General features: G+C 66.7%; 24 protein-coding genes. 20 read left to right on the forward strand and 4 right to left on the reverse strand.

What is annotated here, in order from left to right:
- Window positions 1-5: 5 nt before the first annotated feature.
- From pgsA to MRBLMD1_RS16095, 3 genes are all read left to right on the forward strand, one after another.
- Window positions 6-650: a CDP-diacylglycerol--glycerol-3-phosphate 3-phosphatidyltransferase gene (gene pgsA, locus MRBLMD1_RS16085; protein WP_159632331.1), complete on the forward strand. Its 645-nt coding sequence runs from the start codon at window positions 6-8 to the stop codon at window positions 648-650.
- Window positions 647-1,126, forward strand: a complete 480-nt coding sequence (locus MRBLMD1_RS16090) for a CinA family protein (RefSeq protein ID WP_159632330.1) — start codon at window positions 647-649, stop codon at window positions 1,124-1,126. The genes pgsA and MRBLMD1_RS16090 overlap by 4 nt, the downstream gene beginning before the upstream one ends.
- A gap of 168 nt (window positions 1,127-1,294) precedes the next feature.
- Window positions 1,295-1,747 carry a helix-turn-helix domain-containing protein gene (locus MRBLMD1_RS16095; protein ID WP_018771597.1) on the forward strand — a complete coding sequence of 151 codons (453 nt, stop codon included), beginning with the start codon at window positions 1,295-1,297 and terminating at the stop codon, window positions 1,745-1,747.
- A gap of 75 nt (window positions 1,748-1,822) precedes the next feature.
- On the opposite strand, the gene MRBLMD1_RS16100 is transcribed toward MRBLMD1_RS16095, so the two are convergent.
- Window positions 1,823-2,365: a MarR family winged helix-turn-helix transcriptional regulator gene (locus MRBLMD1_RS16100; RefSeq protein ID WP_159632329.1), complete on the reverse strand. Its 543-nt coding sequence runs from the start codon at window positions 2,363-2,365 to the stop codon at window positions 1,823-1,825.
- 41 nt (window positions 2,366-2,406) lie between these two features.
- Here MRBLMD1_RS16100 and MRBLMD1_RS16105 point away from each other — a divergent pair, with 41 nt between their 5' ends.
- The 6 genes from MRBLMD1_RS16105 (at window position 2,407) to dapF (ending at window position 7,983) form a co-directional block, all read left to right on the forward strand.
- Complete coding sequence (locus MRBLMD1_RS16105) at window positions 2,407-2,631, forward strand: DUF3046 domain-containing protein (protein ID WP_224025609.1); 225 nt, start codon at window positions 2,407-2,409, stop codon at window positions 2,629-2,631.
- 226 nt (window positions 2,632-2,857) lie between these two features.
- Window positions 2,858-3,913: a recombinase RecA gene (recA, locus tag MRBLMD1_RS16110; protein ID WP_159635594.1), complete on the forward strand. Its 1,056-nt coding sequence runs from the start codon at window positions 2,858-2,860 to the stop codon at window positions 3,911-3,913.
- Window positions 3,914-4,033: 120 nt separating this feature from the next.
- Window positions 4,034-4,534 (forward strand): regulatory protein RecX, encoded by a 501-nt coding sequence (locus tag MRBLMD1_RS16115; protein WP_364401484.1) that lies wholly within the window; start codon window positions 4,034-4,036, stop codon window positions 4,532-4,534.
- 3 nt (window positions 4,535-4,537) lie between these two features.
- Window positions 4,538-6,094 (forward strand): tRNA (N6-isopentenyl adenosine(37)-C2)-methylthiotransferase MiaB, encoded by a 1,557-nt coding sequence (gene miaB, locus MRBLMD1_RS16120; RefSeq protein ID WP_364401361.1) that lies wholly within the window; start codon window positions 4,538-4,540, stop codon window positions 6,092-6,094.
- 3 nt (window positions 6,095-6,097) lie between these two features.
- Window positions 6,098-6,994 (forward strand): tRNA (adenosine(37)-N6)-dimethylallyltransferase MiaA, encoded by an 897-nt coding sequence (miaA, locus tag MRBLMD1_RS16125; RefSeq protein ID WP_364401364.1) that lies wholly within the window; start codon window positions 6,098-6,100, stop codon window positions 6,992-6,994.
- A 44-nt stretch (window positions 6,995-7,038) separates the two neighbouring features.
- Window positions 7,039-7,983 carry a diaminopimelate epimerase gene (gene dapF, locus MRBLMD1_RS16130; RefSeq protein WP_364401366.1) on the forward strand — a complete coding sequence of 315 codons (945 nt, stop codon included), beginning with the start codon at window positions 7,039-7,041 and terminating at the stop codon, window positions 7,981-7,983.
- Here the strand turns inward: dapF and MRBLMD1_RS16135 are convergent.
- Window positions 7,955-8,578, reverse strand: coding sequence for a class I SAM-dependent methyltransferase (locus tag MRBLMD1_RS16135; RefSeq protein WP_364401369.1), 624 nt, complete (start codon window positions 8,576-8,578; stop codon window positions 7,955-7,957). The genes dapF and MRBLMD1_RS16135 overlap by 29 nt on opposite strands.
- 436 nt (window positions 8,579-9,014) lie before the next feature.
- Between MRBLMD1_RS16135 and hflX the strand changes: the two genes are divergently transcribed.
- On the forward strand, window positions 9,015-10,592 hold the full coding sequence (gene hflX / locus MRBLMD1_RS16140) for a GTPase HflX (RefSeq protein ID WP_275180309.1): 1,578 nt from the start codon (window positions 9,015-9,017) through the stop codon (window positions 10,590-10,592).
- Complete coding sequence (locus tag MRBLMD1_RS16145) at window positions 10,585-12,642, forward strand: ATP-dependent DNA helicase (protein ID WP_224025614.1); 2,058 nt, start codon at window positions 10,585-10,587, stop codon at window positions 12,640-12,642. The genes hflX and MRBLMD1_RS16145 overlap by 8 nt, the downstream gene beginning before the upstream one ends.
- A gap of 48 nt (window positions 12,643-12,690) precedes the next feature.
- On the opposite strand, the gene lexA is transcribed toward MRBLMD1_RS16145, so the two are convergent.
- Window positions 12,691-13,425, reverse strand: coding sequence for a transcriptional repressor LexA (lexA, locus tag MRBLMD1_RS16150; RefSeq protein ID WP_159632321.1), 735 nt, complete (start codon window positions 13,423-13,425; stop codon window positions 12,691-12,693).
- 354 nt (window positions 13,426-13,779) lie between these two features.
- On the opposite strand from lexA, the gene MRBLMD1_RS16155 reads away from it, so the two are divergent.
- The 8 genes from MRBLMD1_RS16155 to MRBLMD1_RS16190 all read left to right on the forward strand — a co-directional run bounded on the left by MRBLMD1_RS16155 (window position 13,780) and on the right by MRBLMD1_RS16190 (window position 20,189).
- The gene (locus tag MRBLMD1_RS16155; protein WP_159632320.1) at window positions 13,780-14,130 is read left to right on the forward strand and encodes a LysM peptidoglycan-binding domain-containing protein; all 351 of its coding nucleotides are present in this window, start codon (window positions 13,780-13,782) and stop codon (window positions 14,128-14,130) included.
- A 242-nt stretch (window positions 14,131-14,372) separates the two neighbouring features.
- Window positions 14,373-15,491 carry a histidinol-phosphate transaminase gene (locus MRBLMD1_RS16160; protein ID WP_364401374.1) on the forward strand — a complete coding sequence of 373 codons (1,119 nt, stop codon included), beginning with the start codon at window positions 14,373-14,375 and terminating at the stop codon, window positions 15,489-15,491.
- A 61-nt stretch (window positions 15,492-15,552) separates the two neighbouring features.
- Window positions 15,553-16,179, forward strand: a complete 627-nt coding sequence (hisB, locus tag MRBLMD1_RS16165; protein WP_224025616.1) for an imidazoleglycerol-phosphate dehydratase HisB — start codon at window positions 15,553-15,555, stop codon at window positions 16,177-16,179.
- Window positions 16,176-16,937, forward strand: coding sequence for an imidazole glycerol phosphate synthase subunit HisH (gene hisH / locus MRBLMD1_RS16170; protein WP_275180306.1), 762 nt, complete (start codon window positions 16,176-16,178; stop codon window positions 16,935-16,937). The genes hisB and hisH overlap by 4 nt, the downstream gene beginning before the upstream one ends.
- A complete protein-coding gene (locus MRBLMD1_RS16175; RefSeq protein WP_224025617.1) occupies window positions 16,938-17,096 on the forward strand; it encodes a hypothetical protein in 159 nt (52 codons plus the stop codon).
- Between the two features lie 84 nt (window positions 17,097-17,180).
- A complete protein-coding gene (gene priA, locus MRBLMD1_RS16180) occupies window positions 17,181-17,927 on the forward strand; it encodes a bifunctional 1-(5-phosphoribosyl)-5-((5-phosphoribosylamino)methylideneamino)imidazole-4-carboxamide isomerase/phosphoribosylanthranilate isomerase PriA (protein ID WP_159632316.1) in 747 nt (248 codons plus the stop codon).
- Window positions 17,928-17,948: 21 nt separating this feature from the next.
- Window positions 17,949-18,833 carry an SseB family protein gene (locus MRBLMD1_RS16185; protein ID WP_364401379.1) on the forward strand — a complete coding sequence of 295 codons (885 nt, stop codon included), beginning with the start codon at window positions 17,949-17,951 and terminating at the stop codon, window positions 18,831-18,833.
- Window positions 18,834-18,890: 57 nt separating this feature from the next.
- On the forward strand, window positions 18,891-20,189 hold the full coding sequence (locus MRBLMD1_RS16190) for an MFS transporter (RefSeq protein WP_364401382.1): 1,299 nt from the start codon (window positions 18,891-18,893) through the stop codon (window positions 20,187-20,189).
- A gap of 91 nt (window positions 20,190-20,280) precedes the next feature.
- Here the strand turns inward: MRBLMD1_RS16190 and MRBLMD1_RS16195 are convergent, their stop codons facing one another.
- A complete protein-coding gene (locus MRBLMD1_RS16195) occupies window positions 20,281-20,667 on the reverse strand; it encodes a DUF1844 domain-containing protein (protein ID WP_364401385.1) in 387 nt (128 codons plus the stop codon).
- Window positions 20,668-21,067: 400 nt separating this feature from the next.
- Here MRBLMD1_RS16195 and infC point away from each other — a divergent pair, with 400 nt between their 5' ends.
- Entirely contained in the window at window positions 21,068-22,090 is a 1,023-nt protein-coding gene (gene infC, locus MRBLMD1_RS16200; RefSeq protein WP_414703702.1) for a translation initiation factor IF-3, read from the forward strand.

A 22,090-nucleotide genomic window follows, 5' to 3' on the forward strand; every position in this document is an offset into this window, starting at 1 on the left:
GGAACGTGACTAGCACCGATGCCACCGCCGCCGGCCAAGGCCGAGCCGGGGTCTGGAACCTTCCCAATGTCCTGACCATGATCCGCATTGTGCTGGTCCCGTTCTTCGTGTGGTTCCTCGTCGCGGATGCGCCGGGGCTGCACAGTACCTCCGGACCGTGGCGCTGGGCGGCGGTGGCGGCGTTCGCCGTCGCCATCTACACCGACAAGCTCGACGGCGATATCGCCAGGAGCCGGAACCTCGTTACGGACTTCGGCAAGATCGCCGATCCCATCGCCGACAAGCTCCTCATCGGCTCCGCCCTGGTGATGCTGTCCCTGCTGGGCGAACTGCCCTGGTGGGCAACCCTGGTGATCCTGGTCCGGGAATGGGGCATCACTGCGCTGCGTTTCTTCGTGATCCGCTACGGCGTCATCCCCGCTTCCCGCGGCGGCAAGCTCAAGACCGTCGTGCAGACCGCAGCGATCTTCCTGTACCTGCTGCCGTTCGGGGCGTTCGCGCCGTGGATGTCATGGGTAGCGTTTGCCGTCATGATGGCCGCCGTGGCAATCACGCTGTGGACCGGCGTTGAATACGTGATTGAAGCCATGCGCCTCCGTGCGAAGGGCAAGCGCCAGGCAGGGACCGCGGAAGGGCAGGAACAGGCATGAGCAACCTCCACCAGCTGGCCGCCCAAGCCGTCAGGCAGGCGCTCGAGTCAGGACGGACCGTTGCCACCGCGGAATCTTTGACGGCCGGAATGGTGTCCGCGGTCCTCGCCGACACGCCCGGAGCCTCCGGCATGCTCCAGGGCGGCGTGGTGGCCTACCAGAACTCCGTGAAGGACGCGGTGCTGCACGTCCCTTCCGACCTGCTGGCCCGTGCCGGCTCCGTCGACCCCGACGTCGCCCGTGCCATGGCGGCCGGGGCGCGCACTGTCCTGGGCGCCGACGTCGGGCTTTCCACCACCGGCGTCGCTGGCCCCGAGGCCCATGACGGCAAGCCCGTGGGCCGGGTTTACATTGGTATTGCCACGGCTGCCGGCACCGCCGGTTTCGAATACACCTTTACCGGCAGCCGGCCGGACATCCGGGCCGCTGCGTGCGGCGCCGCGCTGGAAAGACTGCTTGAGGCCCTGTCCGGCTGACCTTCGCAGCCTGCGAAGTTACCGGGCGTAAAGTTGCCGGGAACAAAAGCCGGTACCGATTAGTTATTACATTGTGTCGCTTCCGGAGAGCGGAGGCGCCTAGGATGAAATGACCAAGACGGGTTCGCCGGCGGCGGACCTGACCAATGAGGGAGCAAGGCGATACAGATGGTAAAGCAGCCCGTATCCGTAAACGGCGTTGTCCGCTGGAAGGATGTGGGCCTCGCCGAACAGGCTAAGAGCGAACAGAAGGAGCGCAAGATGGTAGTACTTCGTCACGAAATCGGTGATGTCCTGCGCGATGTCCGCCAGCGTCAGGGGCGCACGCTCCGTGAAGTTTCGCACAGCGCCCGTGTCTCCCTGGGATACCTCAGCGAAGTGGAGCGCGGCCAGAAGGAAGCATCATCAGAGCTTCTGTCCTCGATCTGCTCGGCACTGGATGTTCCGTTGTCAAGCATGCTCCGTGAGGTCAGCGACCGCGTGGCAGTAGCCGAAGGCGTCGCAGTTCCGGACACCGTTCCGCAGGAATTCTCCCAGCGTTACGGCCGTGACCTGGAACGCGACCTCAACACTGAACTGAACGACGAACTCTCCACGGGCCTCCTCTCCGGCGCCCGGTAAAAGCAGCCCCACCCCGGAGTGGGACGAGGAAACAGCAGGAAGCCCCCGGCCGTGCCGGGGGCTTCCTGCTGTCGCCTAGTTGTCGGATGCGTCTTCCTGCGCGGTGGACGGGTCCGCCGCTTCCCTGGCGAACCCGTCACGCTCATAGGTGGAGTTCAGCTTGGCCATGCAGCGGGCCAGCTCCTGCAGGTCCTCCACCGGCCACTCGCGCAGCCGCTCCTGGAAGACCTGGCGCCGGGCGTCCTGGACCTGGTGCATCTTCTCTTCGCCCTTCGGCGTCAGCCGGATGGACTGCGCCCGGCGGTCCAGGGGGTCCGCCTCCTTGGACACCAGGCCCAGGCTTTCCAGGAAGGCGATCTGCCGGCTGACCGACGGCTTGCCCACGCCGATGTTCATGGCAAGGTCGGTGAGCCGGATGGGTCCTTCCCGGCGGATGACCGTCAGGAGCCCATACGCGGCAGGCTCCATGTCCGGGTGAACCTCGCGCGAGAGCTGGTTGGAGATGGCCCGGGCCCGCCGCCAAAAGAGGCTGATTTGGTGTTCGACATTCTGAAGCGCGGCGTCGGCGGCATCGTTGCCTGTGTCCTGCCGCGGCGGGAGATCCGGGGAGTTGCTCATGGCAACAATTCTAGGGTCCGCAATCATGAGAGGATTTACCGATGCGAATCAGCGAGTACTGGCGTCTGATGGATGACGAGTTCGGTGCGGGGTACTCCCGCGTGCTGAGCAGTACCCTGGTCCTTGCCGGCGTAGGCGGACGCACCGCTGACCAGGCCCTGGCCGCGGGCGTTGAGCCGCGGAGGGTATGGCTTGCTGTTTGCGACGTCCAGGACGTCCCGGCGGAACGGCGGCTCGGGCGCGACATCGCCCCGCGCCGCGATTGACGGCGGCGCCCGCCCTAATGCAGGCAGCAGGAATCCTGCCGCCTGACACGCCGCAGGAACTCCAGTCTTCGAATACCTGTTCGGATAACGCTATGCTTTTTCCATCGGGTTTATCCACATAGCCGTTGTCCTCCGGCCGGAATGTCAGTGGGTCCCCTTAGCGTCAGAGATGACCAATACAACGGCCGCGAAGGCCACCATCGAGAAAGCATTAGAGGTGTCAACCATGGCGGCAGCCCCGGATCGTGCAAAAGCGCTGGAAGCAGCGCTTGCCCAGATTGACAAGCAGTTCGGCAAGGGCTCGGTCATGCGCCTGGGCGACGAAGTCCGCGCTCCGATCGAAGTCATCCCCACCGGCTCCATCGCCCTGGACGTCGCCCTTGGCATTGGCGGGCTCCCGCGCGGCCGCGTCATTGAAATCTACGGTCCTGAATCCTCAGGTAAGACCACCGTGGCCCTGCACGCCGTGGCGAACGCACAACGCGCGGGCGGGATCGCAGCGTTCATCGACGCCGAGCACGCCCTGGACCCGGACTACGCCGCCAAGCTCGGCGTGGACACGGATGCCCTCCTGGTCTCGCAGCCGGATACCGGCGAGCAGGCCCTGGAGATCATGGACATGCTGGTCGGCTCCGGCTCCCTGGACGTCATCGTCATCGACTCCGTGGCCGCCCTGGTGCCGCGCGCTGAAATCGAAGGCGACATGGGTGACAGCCACGTCGGCCTCCAGGCCCGGCTCATGAGCCAGGCACTGCGTAAGATCACCGGCCGCCTGAGCCAGACGAAGACCACCGCCATCTTCATCAACCAGCTCCGTGAAAAGATCGGCGTGTTCTTCGGTTCCCCGGAAACCACCACCGGTGGTAAGGCGCTGAAGTTCTACGCGTCGGTCCGCATCGACGTCCGCCGGATCCAGACCCTCAAGGAGGGTGCCGATTCCGTCGGTAACCGGACCAAGGCCAAGATCGTCAAGAACAAGATGGCTCCGCCTTTCAAGGTCGCCGAGTTCGACATCATCTACGGCCAGGGCATCTCCCGTGAGGGCGGCATCATCGACATGGGCGTTGAGCACGGCATCATCAAGAAGTCGGGCTCCTGGTTTACCTACGACGGTGACCAGCTGGGCCAGGGCATGGAGAACTCGCGCCGGTTCCTCCGCGACAACCCTGAGCTGGCCGCCGAGCTGGAGCGCCTCATCAAGGAGAAGCTCGGTGTCGGGGTCAAGCCTGCGGAGGATGAGTCCAAGGACTCACCAAAGCTGAAAGCTGTCGACGGGTTCTAGCCCTTGACCGGACCACGAACACGGCGGCCCCGTACCGGCACCCCCTCAACAGGGGTGCCGGACGGGTATGCAGTCCCTGACGACCCGCAGGCCGCGGACGCCGAACCGGACCCGTTTACGGTGGCGCAGGCAATCGTGTACCGGCAGCTGACGGCGGCGCCTAAGAGCAGGCTGCAGCTTGCCCGGAAACTGGCCGAACGGAACATCCCGGAGCACGTCGCCGAGGCCGTACTGGACAAGTTCCAGGAAGTCCGGCTGATTAACGATGCAGAATTCGCTGACATGTGGGTCAGGAGCCGCGCCCAGTCCCGCAAGCTTGCCAAGGGCGCGCTGACGCGTGAGCTCGCTGAGAAAGGCATCGACCAGGAGACAGCGGCTTCAGCGCTGGAACAACTGAGTGACGCCGACGAGGAGGCCGCTGCGCGCGCCCTGGTTGAGCGCAAGCTCCGGCCCGGGACAGACCTGTCCGGTCCCGGGGAACGGGACAAGGCAGTGCGGCGCCTGGCGTCCATGCTGGCAAGAAAGGGTTACCAGCCCTCGCAGGCGTTCCGGATCGTCAACGATGTCCTCGATTCCCAGCAGGACCCCGACAGCGGGGGCCTCCAAAGCCGGTACCCTTAACGGGTGAGTTTGACCATTCCTTCCCCCCAATCCGGCGCCACCCCTTCCGTCGACGCAGGGACGGACCCGCAAACCGGAGCCCTGCCCCGCACCTACCAGGTGCGCACCTTCGGCTGCCAGATGAACGTCCACGACTCGGAACGGATGTCCGGCCTGCTCGAGGCCGCGGGCTACGTCCCGGCGGAGGGCGAGCATGCCGACGTGGTGGTGTTCAACACCTGTGCGGTCCGGGAAAACGCGGACAACAAGCTGTACGGCAACCTGGGCATCCTGGCCCCCGTGAAGGCGGCCAACCCCGGCATGCAGATCGCCGTGGGCGGTTGCCTGGCACAAAAGGACCGCGAGACGATCCTCAAGAAGGCGCCGTGGGTGGACGCAGTCTTCGGTACCCACAACGTCGGTGCCCTTCCCGCCCTCCTGGACCGGGCGCGGCACAACAACGAAGCGCAGCTGGAGATCCTGGAATCCCTGGACGTCTTCCCGTCAACGTTGCCCACCAAACGTGACTCTGTCTACTCGGGCTGGGTGTCCATCTCCGTGGGCTGCAATAACACCTGCACCTTCTGCATCGTGCCCGCCCTCCGCGGCAAGGAAAAGGACCGCCGGCCCGGAGAGATCCTCGCCGAGATCCAGGCACTCGTGGACGATGGCGCCATTGAAGTCACCCTGCTCGGCCAGAACGTCAACTCCTACGGGGTGGAATTCGGGGACCGGAAGGCATTCTCCAAGCTCCTGCGTGCCTGCGGAGAGATCGAGGGGCTCGAACGCGTCCGGTTCACCAGCCCGCACCCCGCCGCCTTCACGGATGACGTCATTGACGCCATGGCAGAGACGCCGAATGTGATGCCGCAGCTGCACATGCCGCTCCAGTCCGGGTCGGACAGCATCCTCCGGGCCATGAAGCGTTCCTACCGGTCCACCAAGTTCCTGGGCATCCTGGACAAGGTCCGCGAAAGGATCCCGCACGCCGCTATTTCCACCGACATCATCGTGGGCTTCCCGGGTGAAACGGAGGAAGACTTCCAGGCCACCCTGGACGTGGTGGAAAAGTCCCGCTTCGCCACCGCCTTCACGTTCCAGTATTCAAAGCGTCCCGGCACGCCCGCGGCTGACCTGCCCGACCAGCTCCCCAAGGCCGTGGTCCAGGAACGCTTCGAACGCCTCACCGCGCTGCAGGACCGCATCGCCGCGGAGGAAAACCGGAAGCAGCTTGGCCGCCGGCTCGAAGTCATGGTGACCGCACAGTCCGGGCGGAAGTCTGAGGAAACCCACCGGCTGTCCGGCCGGTCGCAGGACCAGCGCCTGGTCCATTTCTCGGTCCCGGAGGGTGCACCTGCCCCGAGGCCGGGGGACCTCGTCACCGTCACCATCACCGAGGCCGCGGCTTTCCACCTGGTCGCCGACCCCACGCCTGAGGACTACACCCTTCGCCGTTCACGGGCAGGGGACGCGTGGGACAGATCCCAGGCCGACTCCTGCGGCGCGCCGGTCCCCGGTTCCGGAGAGGCACGTAAGGGCGTCTCCCTCGGCATGCCCTCACTGCCGCTGCGCACCCGCTGACAGGTGGCTGCCCCGCCCATCATCGCCGTCGTCGGTCCCACCGGCTCCGGAAAGTCCGACCTTGCCGTCAACCTTGCCCTCGAACTGGACGGCGAGGTCATTAACGCCGATGCCATGCAGTTCTACCGCGGCATGGACATCGGCACCGCCAAAATCACGGTGGCCGAGCGCAGGGGAGTGCCGCACCACCTCCTCGACATCCTGGACGTGACCCAGGAAGCCAGTGTTTCCGACTTCCAGGCCCAGGCGCGCGAAACCATCGACGACATCCATGGGCGCGGCAAGCGCGCCATCCTGGCAGGGGGCTCCGGGCTGTACGTCCGGGCCGCCCTGGACGTCCTGGAATTCCCGGGGACCGACCCTGCGCTACGTGCCCGGCTTGAAGCGGAGCACGCGGAAGTCGGCACAGGTGAACTCCTGGCCAGGCTCCGGAGGGTGGATCCCACCTCCGCTGCCCGGGTCTCCGATGCACGGCGCATCATCCGCGCGCTGGAGGTCCACGAACTCACCGGGCGCCCGTTCAGCTCCTACATGCCGCGGAGGGAGTACCACCAGCCCGCCGTCCAGGTGGGCCTCGGCGTGGACCGCGAGGTTTTGCGGGACCGGCTGGCAGCCCGCGTGCACCGGATGGTGGACTCCGGCCTGCTGGGGGAGGTCCGGATGCTCGATGCCAAAGGCCTGCGCCGCGGCAAGACCGCGTCCCGTGCCCTGGGCTATGCACAGTTCCTGCGGGTCCTCGATGGCGCCTCCACCGTCGAGGCTGCCGCGGAGGAAACCATCGTGGCCACCCGCCAGTTTGCCCGGCGCCAGTTGACCTGGTTCCGCGCCGATCCCCGCATCACGTGGCTGGACTGGCAGGCTCCGGAGCTCATTGGCAAGGCAGCGGAGTTGTGCCGGTAGCTGCGGTTTCAGGACCGGCAGCATCCGCCGCTACGCTTGGGATCATGAATGCTACCCCCGCAGAAACCACCGGGCCCGCCCTGCGCACACTGAGCGGGCTCCGCTTTTCCAAGGGGCACGGCACCGGCAACGACTTCGTCCTGGTGGCGGACCCCGAGGGGACGCACGTGATCGGTGCCGACCAGGCCGCCGCCCTGTGCGACCGGCACCGTGGCATCGGGGCCGACGGCCTGATCAGGGCCGTCCCGTCCCGCTTCCTGCCGGAGGGCCGCGAACTGCTGGCCGGCACCCCGGACGCGGAGTGGTTCATGGATTACCGCAACGCCGACGGCTCCCTGTCCGAGATGTGCGGGAACGGGGTCAGGGTCTTCGTCCACTTCCTGCGGACCGAGGGCCTGATCGACCTGCCCGACGGCGGATCGCTCACCATCGGCACGCGGGCCGGCGTCAAGACCGTGGTCCGGACCGGAGACGGCTACGCGGTGGACATGGGACCCTGGGAGTTCATTTTCCCCGGGGAAGCCAGCGCCAAGGCCATGGATTCCCTTGTCACCGCCGACGGGCTGGAGGTTCCCCGGCCGGCACTCTCCGTGAGTATGGGCAACCCGCACACGGTGGTGGCCCTCGCTGAACTTGCGGAGCTCACGGGCACCCGGCTGTTCACCGCCCCAAAGGTCGACCCGGTACCCGCGAACGGGACCAACGTGGAATTCGTGGTGCCGGCAGAACCGCTGGTCCATGACGGCGTCGGCTCCGTAACCATGCGGGTGCACGAGCGCGGCGTAGGGGAGACCCAGTCCTGCGGGACGGGCGCCTGTGCTGCCGCCGTCGCCACCAGGCACTGGGCCGGGGCAGAAGCCCCCGACGCCTGGCAGGTCCACGTTCCGGGAGGAGTGGTGGGCGTGAAGTTCTTCGCCGGCCCCGGCGGCCACGAGCATGTGGAGCTCAGCGGTCCCGCCGTCATTGTGGCGAGTGGGACGCTTTCCTGACCTTCAGGATCCGGAAGGACTTGGACGTCGATTCGCGGGTCACGGTGAAGGAACTGTCCAGTTCGGCGGCCAGCCAGCGCTGAAGGGAATCAGAGCCAAGGTTCTTCTGCACCACCAGCCACGCGGTGCCGCCCTCCGCCAGGCGCGGCAGCCACAGCTTGAGCAGGGCATGCAGTTCGTCCTTGCCGATCCTGATGGGAGGGTTGGACCAAATCGTGTCGAAGCGGATGCCGGGATCCACGGCCTGGGGCGTGCTGGCGACGACGTTGGACAGTCCCAGCGCGGCGGCGTTCTCGTTGGTCAGGGTGATGCAGCGTTCGTTGACGTCCACGGCGTAGACCTTTGATTGGGGGGCCAGCAGCGCCATAGTGAGCGCCACCGGACCCCAGCCGCACCCGATATCCAGGAGATTGCCCTCGGGATTCGGGGCCGGAACTTCGGCGAGGAGCACCGCGGTGCCCTTGTCGATTCCGTCGGGGCTGAAGATGCCGGTGGAGGTCTGGAGCCGTCGCGTCTCACCGGCCAATTCCACCGTCAAAGGCTTCCGGGTAAAGGGGCCGGCAGGGGACGTGCTGAAATAGTGTGCGGACTCCATAACTGGCCAGAGTAGTTCCCCCTGCAGCGTAATGGGAAACCGGCGTGAAGGCCCTCTGCTACGCTGGAAGGCATGTTCCTGATCTTCGAGTAGCCGGTACGGGCCATGCCCGTCCGCAGCCTGTCCTCCAGCGACAGTCCGTCCCGCAGCGACGCAGGTTTCCATGCTTTCCGCTTTGCGCACCGGCCAGACCGTTCCGTCTGAGCCGGACGCCGGACAATACTCGAAAGTCAGCCCGTTGCTGCACTTCCTGCCATTCTCCGGCCTCTTCCAGCCCTGCCGCCGTCGTGACGCGGCATTCGAGCCCCGGCATCGCAGCCGGCGGCGAAACAACCAGGAGAACTGCATGACCGCAGGCCGTCAGCCCAGCGCGAATACTTTCCAACTTCCACCCAATCAGCACTATTCTGGAACTGCCGAATCTTCAAAGGAGACCATGACCAGCCAGCCCAATACCGGTTCCGATCCAGCCGCCCAGGACATGAGTCCGCAGGAGATCCAGGCTGTCATCGACCGGATCCTCGCCAAGGACGTACCGGCCAGAAACGTCAGCACGCCCGGTGGTGAAGGCGGCAGTGGAAAAGCGGTGCTTGGCAAGGCGCAGGCCATTTCCCGCCTTGACGAAGAACACTCAACGTACGACGGCGACCAGCAGGACCTCGAGGAACGGCGCGCGCTGCGCCGGCGGGCAGGCCTGTCCACCGAACTCGAAGACGTCACCGAGGTCGAATACCGGCAGCTGCGCCTGGAACGCGTCGTCCTCGCCGGGCTCTGGTCCGAAGGAACGCTTGCCGACGCCGAAAACTCGTTGCGTGAGCTCGCCGCCCTCGCCGAGACCGCCGGTTCGGAGGTCCTTGACGGGTTGGTGCAGCGCCGCGACAAACCAGACCCCGGGACGTTCCTGGGGTCCGGCAAGGCCCAGGAGCTGAAGGACATCGTCATGGCCACCGGCGCGGACACCGTGGTGGTGGACGCCGAACTGGCACCTTCCCAGCGCCGCGGCCTTGAAGACATCGTCAAGGTCAAGGTCATCGACCGCACGGCCCTGATCCTGGACATCTTCGCGCAGCATGCCAAGAGCCGCGAAGGCAAGGCCCAGGTGGAACTGGCACAGCTGGAATACCTCCTTCCCCGCCTGCGCGGCTGGGGCGAGTCGATGTCCCGCCAGGCCGGTGGCCAGGTGGGTGGCGCTGCTGCCGGCATGGGCTCCCGTGGTCCCGGTGAGACCAAGATCGAACTGGACCGGCGCCGGATCCGTACCCGCATGGCAAAGCTGCGGCGCGAAATTGCCGCCATGAAGCCGGCCCGCGAGACCAAACGGGCCAACCGCCGTCGTAACGAAGTGCCCTCCGTGGCAATCGCCGGGTACACCAACGCCGGCAAGTCCTCGCTGCTGAACAGGCTCACGGACGCAGGTGTCCTCGTGGAGAACGCGCTGTTCGCCACGCTGGATCCCACCGTCCGCAAGGCCGAAACCGCTGACGGCCTGGGGTACACCCTGGCCGATACCGTCGGATTCGTCCGTTCGCTGCCCACCCAGTTGGTGGAAGCCTTCCGTTCCACCCTGGAAGAGGTCGCCGACTCGGACCTGATCCTGCACGTGGTGGACGTTTCGCACCCTGACCCCGAAGGGCAGATCGCAGCGGTCCGGAAGGTCTTCAGCGAAGTCGATGCCCGCAAGGTGCCGGAAATCATCGTCCTGAACAAGGCCGATGCAGCCGACCCCTTCGTGGTGGAACGGCTGAAGCAGCGCGAGCCGCGGCACGTGGTGGTCTCCGCCCGCACGGGGGAGGGCATTCCGGAACTCCTGAAGGCCATCAGTGAGTCCATTCCGCGGCCATCGGTCAAGATGGAGCTGCTCATTCCGTACGACCGCGGGGACCTGCTCAGCAAGCTCCACGAGTCCGACGCCGAAATCCTCAGCCTGGACCACGTTGAGGCAGGCACCAGGGCTGCCGTGATGGTCCGGGAGGGCCTCGCGTCTGAACTGGAACCATTCGTCGTCAATGACTGACCCCGCGGCCGGCGAAGCTGCGCAGACGGCGGGCGAGCAGTTCGTTATTGAACTGCTCGACCGCGCCGTCGCCGGCATGGGCGGACAAAGCCGCACCGGACAACACGAAATGGCCCGCCAGGTGGCCCGGGCCATCGAAACGGGCAACCACTTGTTGGTCCAGGCAGGCACCGGCACCGGCAAATCGCTCGCCTACCTGGTGCCGCTTATCGCCCATGCCCTGGAAAGCAACAAGCCGGCCCTGGTGTCCACGGCCACGCTGGCATTGCAGACCCAGATTGTGGGCAGGGACCTGCCCCGGCTCCTGAAGAACATCACGCCGGCACTGGACCGGCCGGTCAAGGTTGCCCTGGTCAAGGGGCGGTCCAACTACGTTTGCCGCCACAAGCTTGAAGGCGGGTTCCCGTCAGAGGAGCCCTCGGAAGGTCAGCTCTTCTCCCTGGGAGAGGACACCAGCGTTCCACATTTCGCTGCTTCCGTGGGCGGACCATCGTCGCAGCTTGGCAAGGAAGTGGTGCGGCTCCGCGAATGGGCTGAAAAGACAGCCACCGGCGACAGGGACGAGCTCCTGCCGGGTGTGACCGACCGTGCCTGGCGCCAGGTTTCCGTGACGTCGATGGAATGCCTGGGGGCACAGAAATGCCCAATGGCCGCCGAATGCTTCAGCGAACTCGCCCGCCAGGACGCAGCCGACGCCGATGTGGTGGTGACCAACCACGCCATGCTGGCCGTCAGCGCGTTCGAGGGACTCGCGGTCCTGCCCGAATACGACGTCGTGGTGGTGGACGAAGCGCACGAACTGCAGGACCGGGTCACTGGCGCCGTGTCCGGACAGTTGTCCGTGGCTATGGTCCACGCTGCCGCTTCGGGTGCCCGGAAACATACCGCCATCACCGTTGATGCCCTGAACGCCGCAGCTGCAAACCTGGAGCTGGCTCTTGCCGGCGCGCCGAACGGTCTGCTTCCCAACGGGCTGAACGATGAACAGCTCGACTGCGTGGACCAATTGCGTGAAGCGTGCCGGGCCGCGTTGTCCGATTCCAAAGGAGACAGCAACACCACAGCCGACGGCGGGCGGCAGCTGGCGCGTTCCCGGCTGATGCTCATCCTGGAACTCTGCGAAAGGCTCATTGCTGCACGCGAGAACCGCGAAGTGGTGTGGTTTTCCCGCGCCAGCACCTTCGACCCCGGCCAGGGATACTCACCGCCCGATGACAGTGCACCGGTGCTGATCAACATAGCCCCACTATCCGTCGCCGGGAGGCTGCGGGAGGGGCTTTTTGCGGACCATACCGTCGTGCTGACCTCTGCCACCCTGGCCATTGGCTCCGCCTTTGAACCGGCGGCCGGGGGACTGGGCCTGGTAGGCGACGGAGCCCCCAGCTGGACGGGCGTGGATGTTGGCTCGCCCTTCGACTATCCCAAACAGGGCATCCTCTACGTCGCCGGCCACCTGCCCAAGCCCGGCCGCGGCGTGTCACCGGAAGCGCTGTCAGAACTCGAAGCACTCATCAAGGCATCCGGTGGGGGCGCCCTGTGCCTGTTCTCCTCGCGTCGGGCCGCCGAAGAGGCCGCCGATGCCCTCCGGCCCAAGCTCAATATGACTGTTCTCTGCCAGGGCGAGTCGACCATGACCGCCCTGGTGAAGCAATTCGCCGACGAACCGGACACCTGCCTCTTCGGAACCATGTCCCTGTGGCAGGGCGTCGACGTTCCCGGAGGATCCTGCCGGCTGGTGGTGATAGACCGCATCCCCTTCCCGCGGCCGGACGATCCCCTCATGACGGCGCGTTCGCGTGCCGTGGCGCAGGCAGGGGGAAACGGCTTCATGTCCGTTTCCGCCACCCACGCGGCCATCCGGCTTGCGCAGGGCGCCGGCCGCCTGATCAGGTCTACCGGGGACAAAGGGGTGGTGGCTGTCCTGGACTCACGGCTGGCCACCGAACGCTATGCGGGATTCCTGCGCGGGGCGCTGCCCCCGTTCTGGGCCACCACCGATCGCGCCAAGGCGCTGGCTGCGCTCACCCGGCTTGGTGCAGACGCTTCCTGAGAAACCGCCGGACAACGCCTGCGCGGATGCCGCGCAGGCGTGCGCAGGCTAGAGCGAACGCAGGACTGAGACGACCTTGCCCATGATGGTGGCGTGGTCGCCCAGGATTGGTTCGTACTGCGTGTTCTGGGGGAGCAGCCAGGTGTGTCCGTCGCGCTGGCGGAACGTCTTCACGGTCGCCTCGTCGTCCAGCAGGGCAGCAACAATGTCCCCGTTGGCAGCGTCAGCCTGCCGCCGCACCACCACCCAGTCGCCGTCGCAAATGGCGGCGTCCACCATGGAGTCACCGGCCACCCTCAGCATGAAAAGTTCGCCCTGGCCCACCAGCTGGCGGGGCAGCGGCATGACGTCTTCCACGAGCTGTTCGGCGAGGATGGGGCCGCCGGCGGCAATCCGGCCCACCAGCGGAACCATGGCCGTATCCAGCGCGGTGGGCAGTTCGGTGACCGTGGCGCCGCCGCCCGCAGCCTGCGGCGCAGGAGACGCGCCGGCGCCTTTGCCCCCGCCGTCGAGCGTGAGCGGCATCAGCACTTCCATGGCGCGCGGCCGCTTGGGGTCGCGGCGCAGGTAACCCAGCTTCTCCAACTGTGAGAGCTGGTGGGTCACGCTGGACAGGCTCGCAAGGCCGACGGTATCGCCGATCTCGCGCATGGAGGGCGGATAACCGTTCTCGTTGACCGAGCGCTGGATGGTTTCGAGGATCTTTTTCTGCCGTGGGGTCAGGCCCTTGGCTGTCCTCTTGGATTGCGGGGCGGTCCTGCCCCCGGCGGCTGCTGCTGCCATATTCGCCAATGCCTTTCGCTTGCCGCCGGATCTTCCGTGTGCCGCTGTTCCACAGTGCCGCCGGAAGGACTCCCACTGTCATTGTCAGACCCTGCTGTTCAACTTCAGTGGTGGATGTTCTGTGGTTTCAAAACTAGGCCAGCCACATTGCTTTTTCAAACATTTGTTCTAGCGAGTCTCGACAATGTTCGTTGATAGGTGCTAAAACTTAACAAGCAAAGTTCGAACATGTGTTCTAACCAGCAGGTGCCCCATTCGAATACGCGGCCGGGAGAAGTCCCGGCGCGATATGAACGGCAAGGCAGCAGCGGGCGGACACCCGGGCAGCACGGCAAGTCCAGGAGGGCTTAGTTCATGTCAGCTTTATCTCTTCACCAGGTTTCACCTTCGTCCGCACCCCTGCGGCTGACCCGCCGGGGGAGGATCGTCCTGATCGGAGTTCCGCTCGTGCTCCTGGCTGTACTCCTGCTGTCGCTTTCAGGCCTCTTCCACTCCCCGGCCAAGGCCTCGGACTCGGCCGCCGACCTTGCCGTGACGCCCACCGTCACGGTGACCGTGCAGTCCGGCCAGTCGCTGTGGGCCATTGCGGGCGCCGTCGCTCCGGACCGGGACGCCCGGGACGTCGTGGCGGACATCGTCCAGCTCAACAACCTTGCCGCGGGCACCGTTCTTCCGGGCCAGCAGCTCTTCGTCCCCACTCACTGACCGTCCCCACTCACTGACCGTCCCCGCCCACTGACCGGCCGCCCACTGACCGGCCGCCCACTGACCGGCCGCCCACTGACCGGCCGCCCACTGACCGGCGCCACCCCTGAGTTCGTGGCCTCTGCCAGGGTGGCCTGCCTGGCTGGCTGGCAAGCCCTGGAGCGGGCCGCCGCGGGACATGCCGAGGGCGAACAGGAACCGTCACATTTTCCGGTCGTTGCCGCGGCAACTAAACTGTTCAGGTGAACGACCAGCTAGAACGTCTGAACCGGCTTCCCCTCCGCAGCAACCTCCGCGGCCTGACCCCTTACGGGGCGCCCCAACTGGACGTCCCCATTCTGCTGAACGTCAATGAAAACACCCATGGTGTTCCCGCCGACGTGCGCGCAGCCATCAGTGCCGCCGTGACGGAGGCCGCTGCGGGGCTGAACCGTTACCCGGACCGTGAGTTCACCGCGCTCCGGAAGGCCCTGGCGGAATACCTCGGGCATGGGCTCGATGAAACCAACCTGTGGGCCGCCAATGGTTCCAATGAGGTCCTCCAGCAGATCCTCCAGGCCTTTGGCGGTCCGGGCCGCACTGTACTTGGTTTCCCGCCCACGTACTCCATGTACCCCCTGCTGGCCAGCGGAACGGACACGCAGTACATCACCGGGGAGCGCGCGGAGGGCTATGACCTCAGCGCGGAGTCGGCCGCGCGCCAGGTCAAGGAACTGCAGCCGAACATCGTGTTCCTCTGCTCGCCCAACAACCCCACCGGGACCGGGCTTGGGCTGGACGTCGTGGAGGCCGTCTACGAGGCCGGTGCGGACAGCCAGGCCATCGTCATAGTCGATGAGGCGTACCACGAGTTCGCGCACGACGGAACGCCCAGCGCGCTGACGCTCCTGCCCGGCCGTGAGCGGCTGATCGTGTCCCGCACCATGAGCAAGGCGTTCGCCCTGGCGGGGGCCCGGCTCGGCTACATGGCTGCTGCACCCGAGGTCACCGACGCCCTGCGCCTGGTCCGCCTGCCGTACCACCTGTCCGCCATCACCCAGGCCACCGCCCTGGCCGCACTCGAACACCGCGAAGCGCTCATGGCCGACGTCGAGGACATCAAGAAGCAGCGGGACCGCATCGTGGCCGAACTGACCAGGATGGGCCTCAAGCCCGCCGCGTCGGACTCCAACTACGTGTTCTTTGGCGGCCTGGAAAATCCGCACCAGGTCTGGCAGGAACTGCTGGACGCGGGCGTGCTCATCCGGGACGTGGGCATCCCGGGCCACCTCCGGGTCACCGCAGGCACTGAGGCGGAAACCACAGCCTTCCTCACGTCCCTGGAACGCATCCTTGCCGGCCACGCCGCGCTTCACGCCTAGACTTGATACTGCGGCGCTGGTCGCCTTGAACCACTCCTTCTCCCACTAAGGATCCTTCACCATGAGTCCAACCGGATCGAATACGGCTGCTGCCCGGACCGCCCGCATGGAGCGTGCCACCAGCGAGTCCTCCGTACTCGTGGAGATCAACCTCGACGGAACCGGCGTATCGGACATCGATACCTCGGTGCCGTTCTACGACCACATGCTGACCGCCCTGTGCAAGCACTCGCTGATCGACATGACGGTCAAGGCCACCGGCGACACCCACATCGACGTCCACCACACCGTGGAGGACGTCGCCATCACTTTCGGCGAGGTCCTCCGGACTGCCCTGGGCAACAAGGCAGGCATCCGCCGGTTCGGCGAAGCCACCGTGCCGCTGGATGAGGCCCTTGCCAATGCGGTGGTGGACGTGTCCGGCCGCCCGTATCTGGTGCACGGGGGTGAGCCGGCGGGCCAGGAATACCACCTGATCGGCGGCCACTTCACAGGGTCCCTGACACGCCACGTGTTCGAGGCCATCACCCTGCACGCCGGCATCTGCCTGCACATGAACGTGATTGCCGGCCGGGACCCGCACCACATCGTCGAGGCACAGTTCAAGGCCTTTGCCCGCGCCCTCCGCGCCGCCGTCGAACCGGATCCCCGGGTTGAGGGCATCCCGTCCACCAAGGGTGCGCTGTGAGCGGGCAGGTCCTGAAGGACGGGGCAATCATCGACCCGTCGGCGTCGCGCAGGCTGCCGTCGCCGGAGGGCAAGCCCACGGTCACGGTGCTGGACTACGGGTCCGGGAACGTCCGCTCGGCCGTGCGCGCGCTGGAACGTGCCGGCGCGGAAGTGGTCCTGAGCGCCAAGCCGGAAGACGTGCTGAACGCGGACGGCCTGGTGGTGCCGGGCGTCGGCGCGTTCGAGACCGTGATGCGCGAGCTCAAGGCCGTGGACGGCATCCGGCTCATCGGCCGGCGCGTGGCAGGCGGCCGCCCGGTCCTTGGGATCTGCGTGGGCCTGCAGGTCCTGTTTGAAGCCGGCGTCGAACACGGCACCGAAGCGCAGGGCATCGGCGAATGGCCGGGCAAGGTGGAGGCACTCCCCGCCGAAGTTGTTCCGCACATGGGCTGGAACACCGTCAAGGTCCCCGAAGGCTCGAAACTCTTTGCCGGCGTCGAAAACGAACGGTTCTACTTCGTGCACTCCTACGGCGTGCAGGAATGGAACTTCGACGTCATCCAGCCCCGGATGGCGCCGCCCCTGGTTACCTGGTCCGAGCACGGCGGACCGTTCATCGCCGCCGTAGAAAACGGCCCGCTCTGCGCCACCCAGTTCCACCCCGAAAAGTCCGGCGATGCCGGTGCGCGGCTCCTGCGCAACTGGGTGGAAGGCCTGCGCAAGCCGGCCGCCGCTGACTCCGGCGCCCCGGCCGCCGACGCCGGCAGTGACGCCTAGATGTGGCCCGTACTCCTGACGGGCCTCGCCGGCCTGCTGATTGGCGGCGGCATCTCGTTCCGGCAGCAGCGCAAGCCCCTCTGGACCCAGGTGGCCTTTTATGTCCTGGCCGCCATGTCGCTGGTCGCCGCCTACCTGCTCACGCTGCCGGCCGGCTGATCCAGGGGCTCCGCGGCGCTGCCTGAGCGCGCCGACTTCCACCCGCCTTTGCCCGAAACCGAAGAACCAACACCGAGGATGAGTATGACCACCGCACATGACCTGCCGGTACTTGAACTGCTGCCTGCCGTCGACGTCGTCAACGGCCAGGCCGTCCGGCTGGTCCAGGGCGAGGCAGGAAGCGAAACCAGCTACGGAACGCCCCTCGAAGCGGCGCTGAACTGGCAGCAGCAGGGCGCCGAATGGGTTCACCTGGTGGACCTTGACGCAGCGTTTGGGCGTGGCTCCAACGCCGACCTGCTCCGCGAGGTGGTGGGCAGGCTGGACATCAAGGTGGAGCTCTCGGGCGGCCTCCGCGATGACGAGACCCTGGAAGCAGCCCTCGATTTGGGTGTGGCACGCGTCAACCTCGGGACCGCGGCACTGGAAAACCCGGAGTGGACTGCCCGGGCCATCGAGCGCTTCGGCGACAAGATCGCCGTCGGCCTTGACGTCCGGGGGACCACCCTGGCCGGCCGTGGCTGGACGAAGGAAGGCGGGGACCTGTGGGACGTGCTGGGCCGCCTCGAAGAGGCCGGCTGCGCCCGCTATGTGGTGACCGATGTGACCAAGGACGGCACCCTGCAGGGCCCGAACGTTGAACTCCTGCGCCAGATGGTGGAGAAGACCGGCAAGCCCGTGGTGGCCTCCGGCGGCATCTCCAGCCTGGACGACCTCAAGGTCCTCCGCTCGCTGGTTCCCCTGGGCGTCGAAGGCGCCATTGTGGGCAAGGCCCTCTACGCCGGAGCCTTCACGCTGCCCGAAGCCCTCGACGTCGCCGGCCGCCGCTAGGCGCGGGGAAGCAGCCCGGCCATGCCCAGCTCCGAAGAACCGGTAAACCCTCCCGCCCGCCACCTGCCCGGACACATCGCGGCGGCGCTGGCAGGCGCCGGTGGTGCCACGGACTCCGCGGGCCAGCCATGGGCCGGCCGCAGCCTCGCCGGTGAGGACGCAAAGATCCACAACTTCGAGGACGACGACGGAACGGCCGACGTCGGCTACCTCGCCGCAATTGCCGCGCTCCGCCAGGGGCGGGGCGACGAGGCTGACGTCGTTGCGTCGCTGGCCACGGCCCGGGTTTTCATTCCCATCGTGGCGCAGCTGGCTGAAGAGGCAGAAACAGAGCACGGGCTGCACGCTGACAAACAGGCGGATATGGCGCTGGTGACGCTGAAGGCTGCGGACGGACGGACTGCGCTGCCGGCCTTCACGTCGGCGGACGCATTGTCCGCCTGGCATCCCGAAGCCCGTCCGGTGGCCGTCTATGCCGCCCGCGCGGCGCTCTCGGCCGTCGCCGAAGGGGCAGAACTCCTGGTCCTGGATCCGGGCGCCGACGTGACGTTCGTGGTGCGCAGGCCCGGTGTCTGGGCCCTCGCCCAGCAGCATGGCTGGACCCCTTCCTACGGTGACCAGGAGCTGGCCGCCGAAATGGGCACCGCTGCCGCCGGCTTCGCGGCTGTCCGCGGCATCGAGCTGCTGCCCGGCAGGGGAGTGGCCGCCATGGCCGCCGACGGCTCTGTTGTTCCAGGCGGTGGTGCCGGGCCGGAGCTGCAAGTGGTGCTGTACCTTGAAGACGGCCTCGACGCTGCCGGTGTGCAGGAGCTGGTGGCCGGCCTGCAGTCAAAGTGGTCACGGAATGTATTGTTTGGGGAGCGCGTCGACTCCCTTGAAATCAAACTGAGGCGCGCTCCCGATTAACCGCTGCAGGGTGGGTGATCCCCGCCGGTCCAGCGGAATACCCTGAAGGACCGCTTCGTGAATTTCGCTCTCTACCGGGAGTTGCTCGCCATCCGGCCGATCCGGCGGCTGCTGCTGGTGGGCATGGTTGCCCGCATCCCCCATTCAGCCGCGGGGGTCCTGCTGACCCTGCATATCGTCCTCACCCTGGGCCAGGGCTACGCCGCAGCCGGCGCTGCAGCGGCGGTCTTGACCATCGGCATTGCCCTCGGGGCGCCGTGGCGGGGGAGGCGCGTGGACACCGTGGGGTTGCGGACCGCCCTCATCCCGTCGGTCATCTCGGAGACCGTGATCTGGTCCATCGTGCCCCATGTGTCGTACCAGTGGCTCCTGCCGCTGGTCTTCGTGGGCGGCCTGCTCACATTGCCCATTTTCAGCGTGGTGCGGCAATCCCTGGGTGTCCTGGCCGAGGGTGATCAGCGGCGCACCGCGTTTGCCCTGGACGCCATCACCACGGAATTCGTGTTCATGATCGGGCCGGCCGCCGGCGCCGTCGTAGCTACCAGCGGCCACACTACTGCGGGACTGACGGTGGTGGGCGTGGCTACGTCCCTCGCTGGACTGTTCCTCATGTGGTTCAACCCGCCCACCCGCAGCCGGGACCAAACGGTCGAATGCGTCGAGGATGAACAGCACGCTGCGGAAGTCGCCGTCGTCTCCACGGCACCGGCGCATGTCCAGGAAGCGGCCGCGGAGCTGGCCCCTGCGGGCGCGGCCACCAGCGCGGCGCAGAGCGGCCTGCGGGGAAGGCTGGCCGGCGGCTTCGCCTGGTTCACCGCCACGGTCGCGGCACTCTTCGCCGTTGCCGCCGGCGCGGGCATGGTCCTCAGCGGCACCGACGTCGGCATTGTCGCGGCCCTGGAAACCGGCGGCCACCAGAGCGAAATCGGGATTGTCTTTGTCTTCTGGTGCGCTGCCTCTGTGCTGGGCGGCCTGATTTACGGCGCCATGCACCGGCCCATTCCACCTGTCATCCTGCTGCTGGGCATGGCCGCGCTGACGCTACCCATGGCCTTCGCCCACGACACGTGGACGCTTGCCTTCATATCCGTCCTCCCCGGCCTGCTCTGCGCCCCCGTGCTGTCCGCGGCCTCCGAGAAGGTCGCGGACCTGGTATCGGAGGAACGGCGCGGGGAGGCCATGGGCTGGTACGGTTCCGCGCTGACCGCCGGCGTTGCGCTCGGTTCGCCCCTCGCCGGGGTCTTCATCGACATCATGGGCCCCTCCGGCGGCTTCGTGTCCGTCGGCGCCGCCGGCGTGCTGCTCTGCCTGGTGGGCCTAGCGCTCCAGCAGCGCCGCCGCCGCGCCGCCGCCTGAGCGGCCCCGTCCAGCGGGGAGTTAAAGCGCGACGGCGGGACAGCCTGCAAAGGCCGTCGCGCCGTCGGACGCTGCTTGGGGGAGTTGCTCCCTAGTTCACGGCCCCGGTGTACTTTTCACCCGGGCCCCTGCCCGGTGCATCCGGAATCAGCGACTCTTCACGGAAAGCCAGCTGCAGGGACCGGAGTCCGTCGCGCAAGGGCCCTGCGTGCTGGGAACCGATCTCGGGGGCTGCTGCGGTCACCAGGCCGGCCAGCGCGGTGATCAGCTTCCGGGCCTCGTCGAGGTCCTTGAGTTCGGCTGCGTTGTCCTCTGCGGCCAGGCCAAGCTTTACCGCGGCCGCGCTCATCAGGTGCACGGCGGCCGTGGTGATGACCTCGATGGCGGGAACTTCGGAGATGTCGCGGATCTGTTGTGAAACGTCTGCGCCTGCTTCGCCGGGCTCGAAGACGTACGAATTACTGTCTGAGGTGCTCATACTGGTAAGCTTGACACAGACCGACTGGATGTCGTTATTTCAGAGATTGTCCCAAACGATCAGGTTCCCAACAGCGCTTCGCGGCGTTGACGGGAATTTTTTCTGTAGAATGGCTTCCAGTTTGCAAGCGGAGTTCTCTCCCACCCGCGTCAGCCGCTGTCCCACCCGTTCCTTTGGAACCTGCAGGGACGCAAGGTTGCCGGGTACCTGGTTGGGCATGGGCCGGCATTTGCCGGGACCGTGCGCGTGCAGCCCTTTGCGGGGTTGCCGGTCCAACCTCTTTGAGGCCTTCGATTGCTCCGGCAATTGGGGGCCTTCTTCATTTGCCGGACTCAACAACAAACACAGGAGCTTTAACATTAGCGAGCCAAGAATCAATGAGCGTATCCGCGTCCCCGAGGTGCGGCTGGTCGGCCCTGCAGGTGAACAGGTAGGAATCGTCCGTATTGAGGATGCCCTGCGCCTGGCTGCCGAGTCCGACCTTGATCTCGTTGAAGTTGCACCTCAGGCGAAGCCTCCGGTGTGCAAGCTGATGGACTTCGGCAAGTACAAGTACGAGGCCGCAGTCAAGGCACGTGAGGCCCGGAAGAACCAGACGAACACGGTTCTGAAGGAAATCCGCTTCCGCCTGAAGATCGACACCCACGACTACGAGACCAAGCGCGGCCACGCCCTGCGCTTCCTCGGCGCCGGGGACAAGGTCAAGGCCATGATCCAGTTCCGTGGCCGTGAGCAGCAGCGTCCGGAGATGGGCATCCGCCTGCTCCAGCGCTTCGCGGACGACGTCGCCGAAGTCGGCGTGGTGGAGTCCAGCCCCCGTATCGACGGCCGCAACATGGTCATGGTGGTTGGTCCGCTGAAGAACAAGGCTGAGGCCAAGGCGGAAGCACGCCGGGCAACCCAGCGCGCCGAGGCCAAGGCCCAGAACGAAGCCAAGGCTGCGGGACGGGTTGACACCTCCGGCGAGGACCAGGCCCCCATGACCCAGTCACTGGCGGACCTCCTGCCGGAAGGCTTCACCGTCTCCACTGAACCGGAGGCACCGGCCGCGGACAGCGCCCCGGCTGAAGCCCCTGCTGCCGCTCCTGAACAGGAAGCCCCCAAGGCCCCCGCTCCGAAGCAGGAAGCTCCAAAGCAGGAAGCCCCGAAGGCCGAAGCCCCCAAGGCTCCTGCTCCGAAGCAGGAAGCTCCGAAGCAGGAAGCCCCGAAGGCCGCCGCTCCCAAGGCTGCTGCACCGAAGGCCGCCGCTCCGGCGCCCAAGCCTGCTGCTGCCGCCAAGCCGGAAGCTGCCGCACCGTCGGCGCCGAAGCCGACTGGTGTGCCTGCGCCGCCGAAGCCGGTGGCCAGGCCTGCTGCACCGAAGCCTGCTGCCCGCCCTGCCCCCAAGGCAGTGCCGAAGCCGGCCGGTAAGAAGACCAACTAG

Origin of the sequence: Pseudarthrobacter sp. LMD1-1-1.1 (assembly GCF_040676255.1) — a bacterium.
GTDB lineage: Bacteria > Actinomycetota > Actinomycetes > Actinomycetales > Micrococcaceae > Arthrobacter.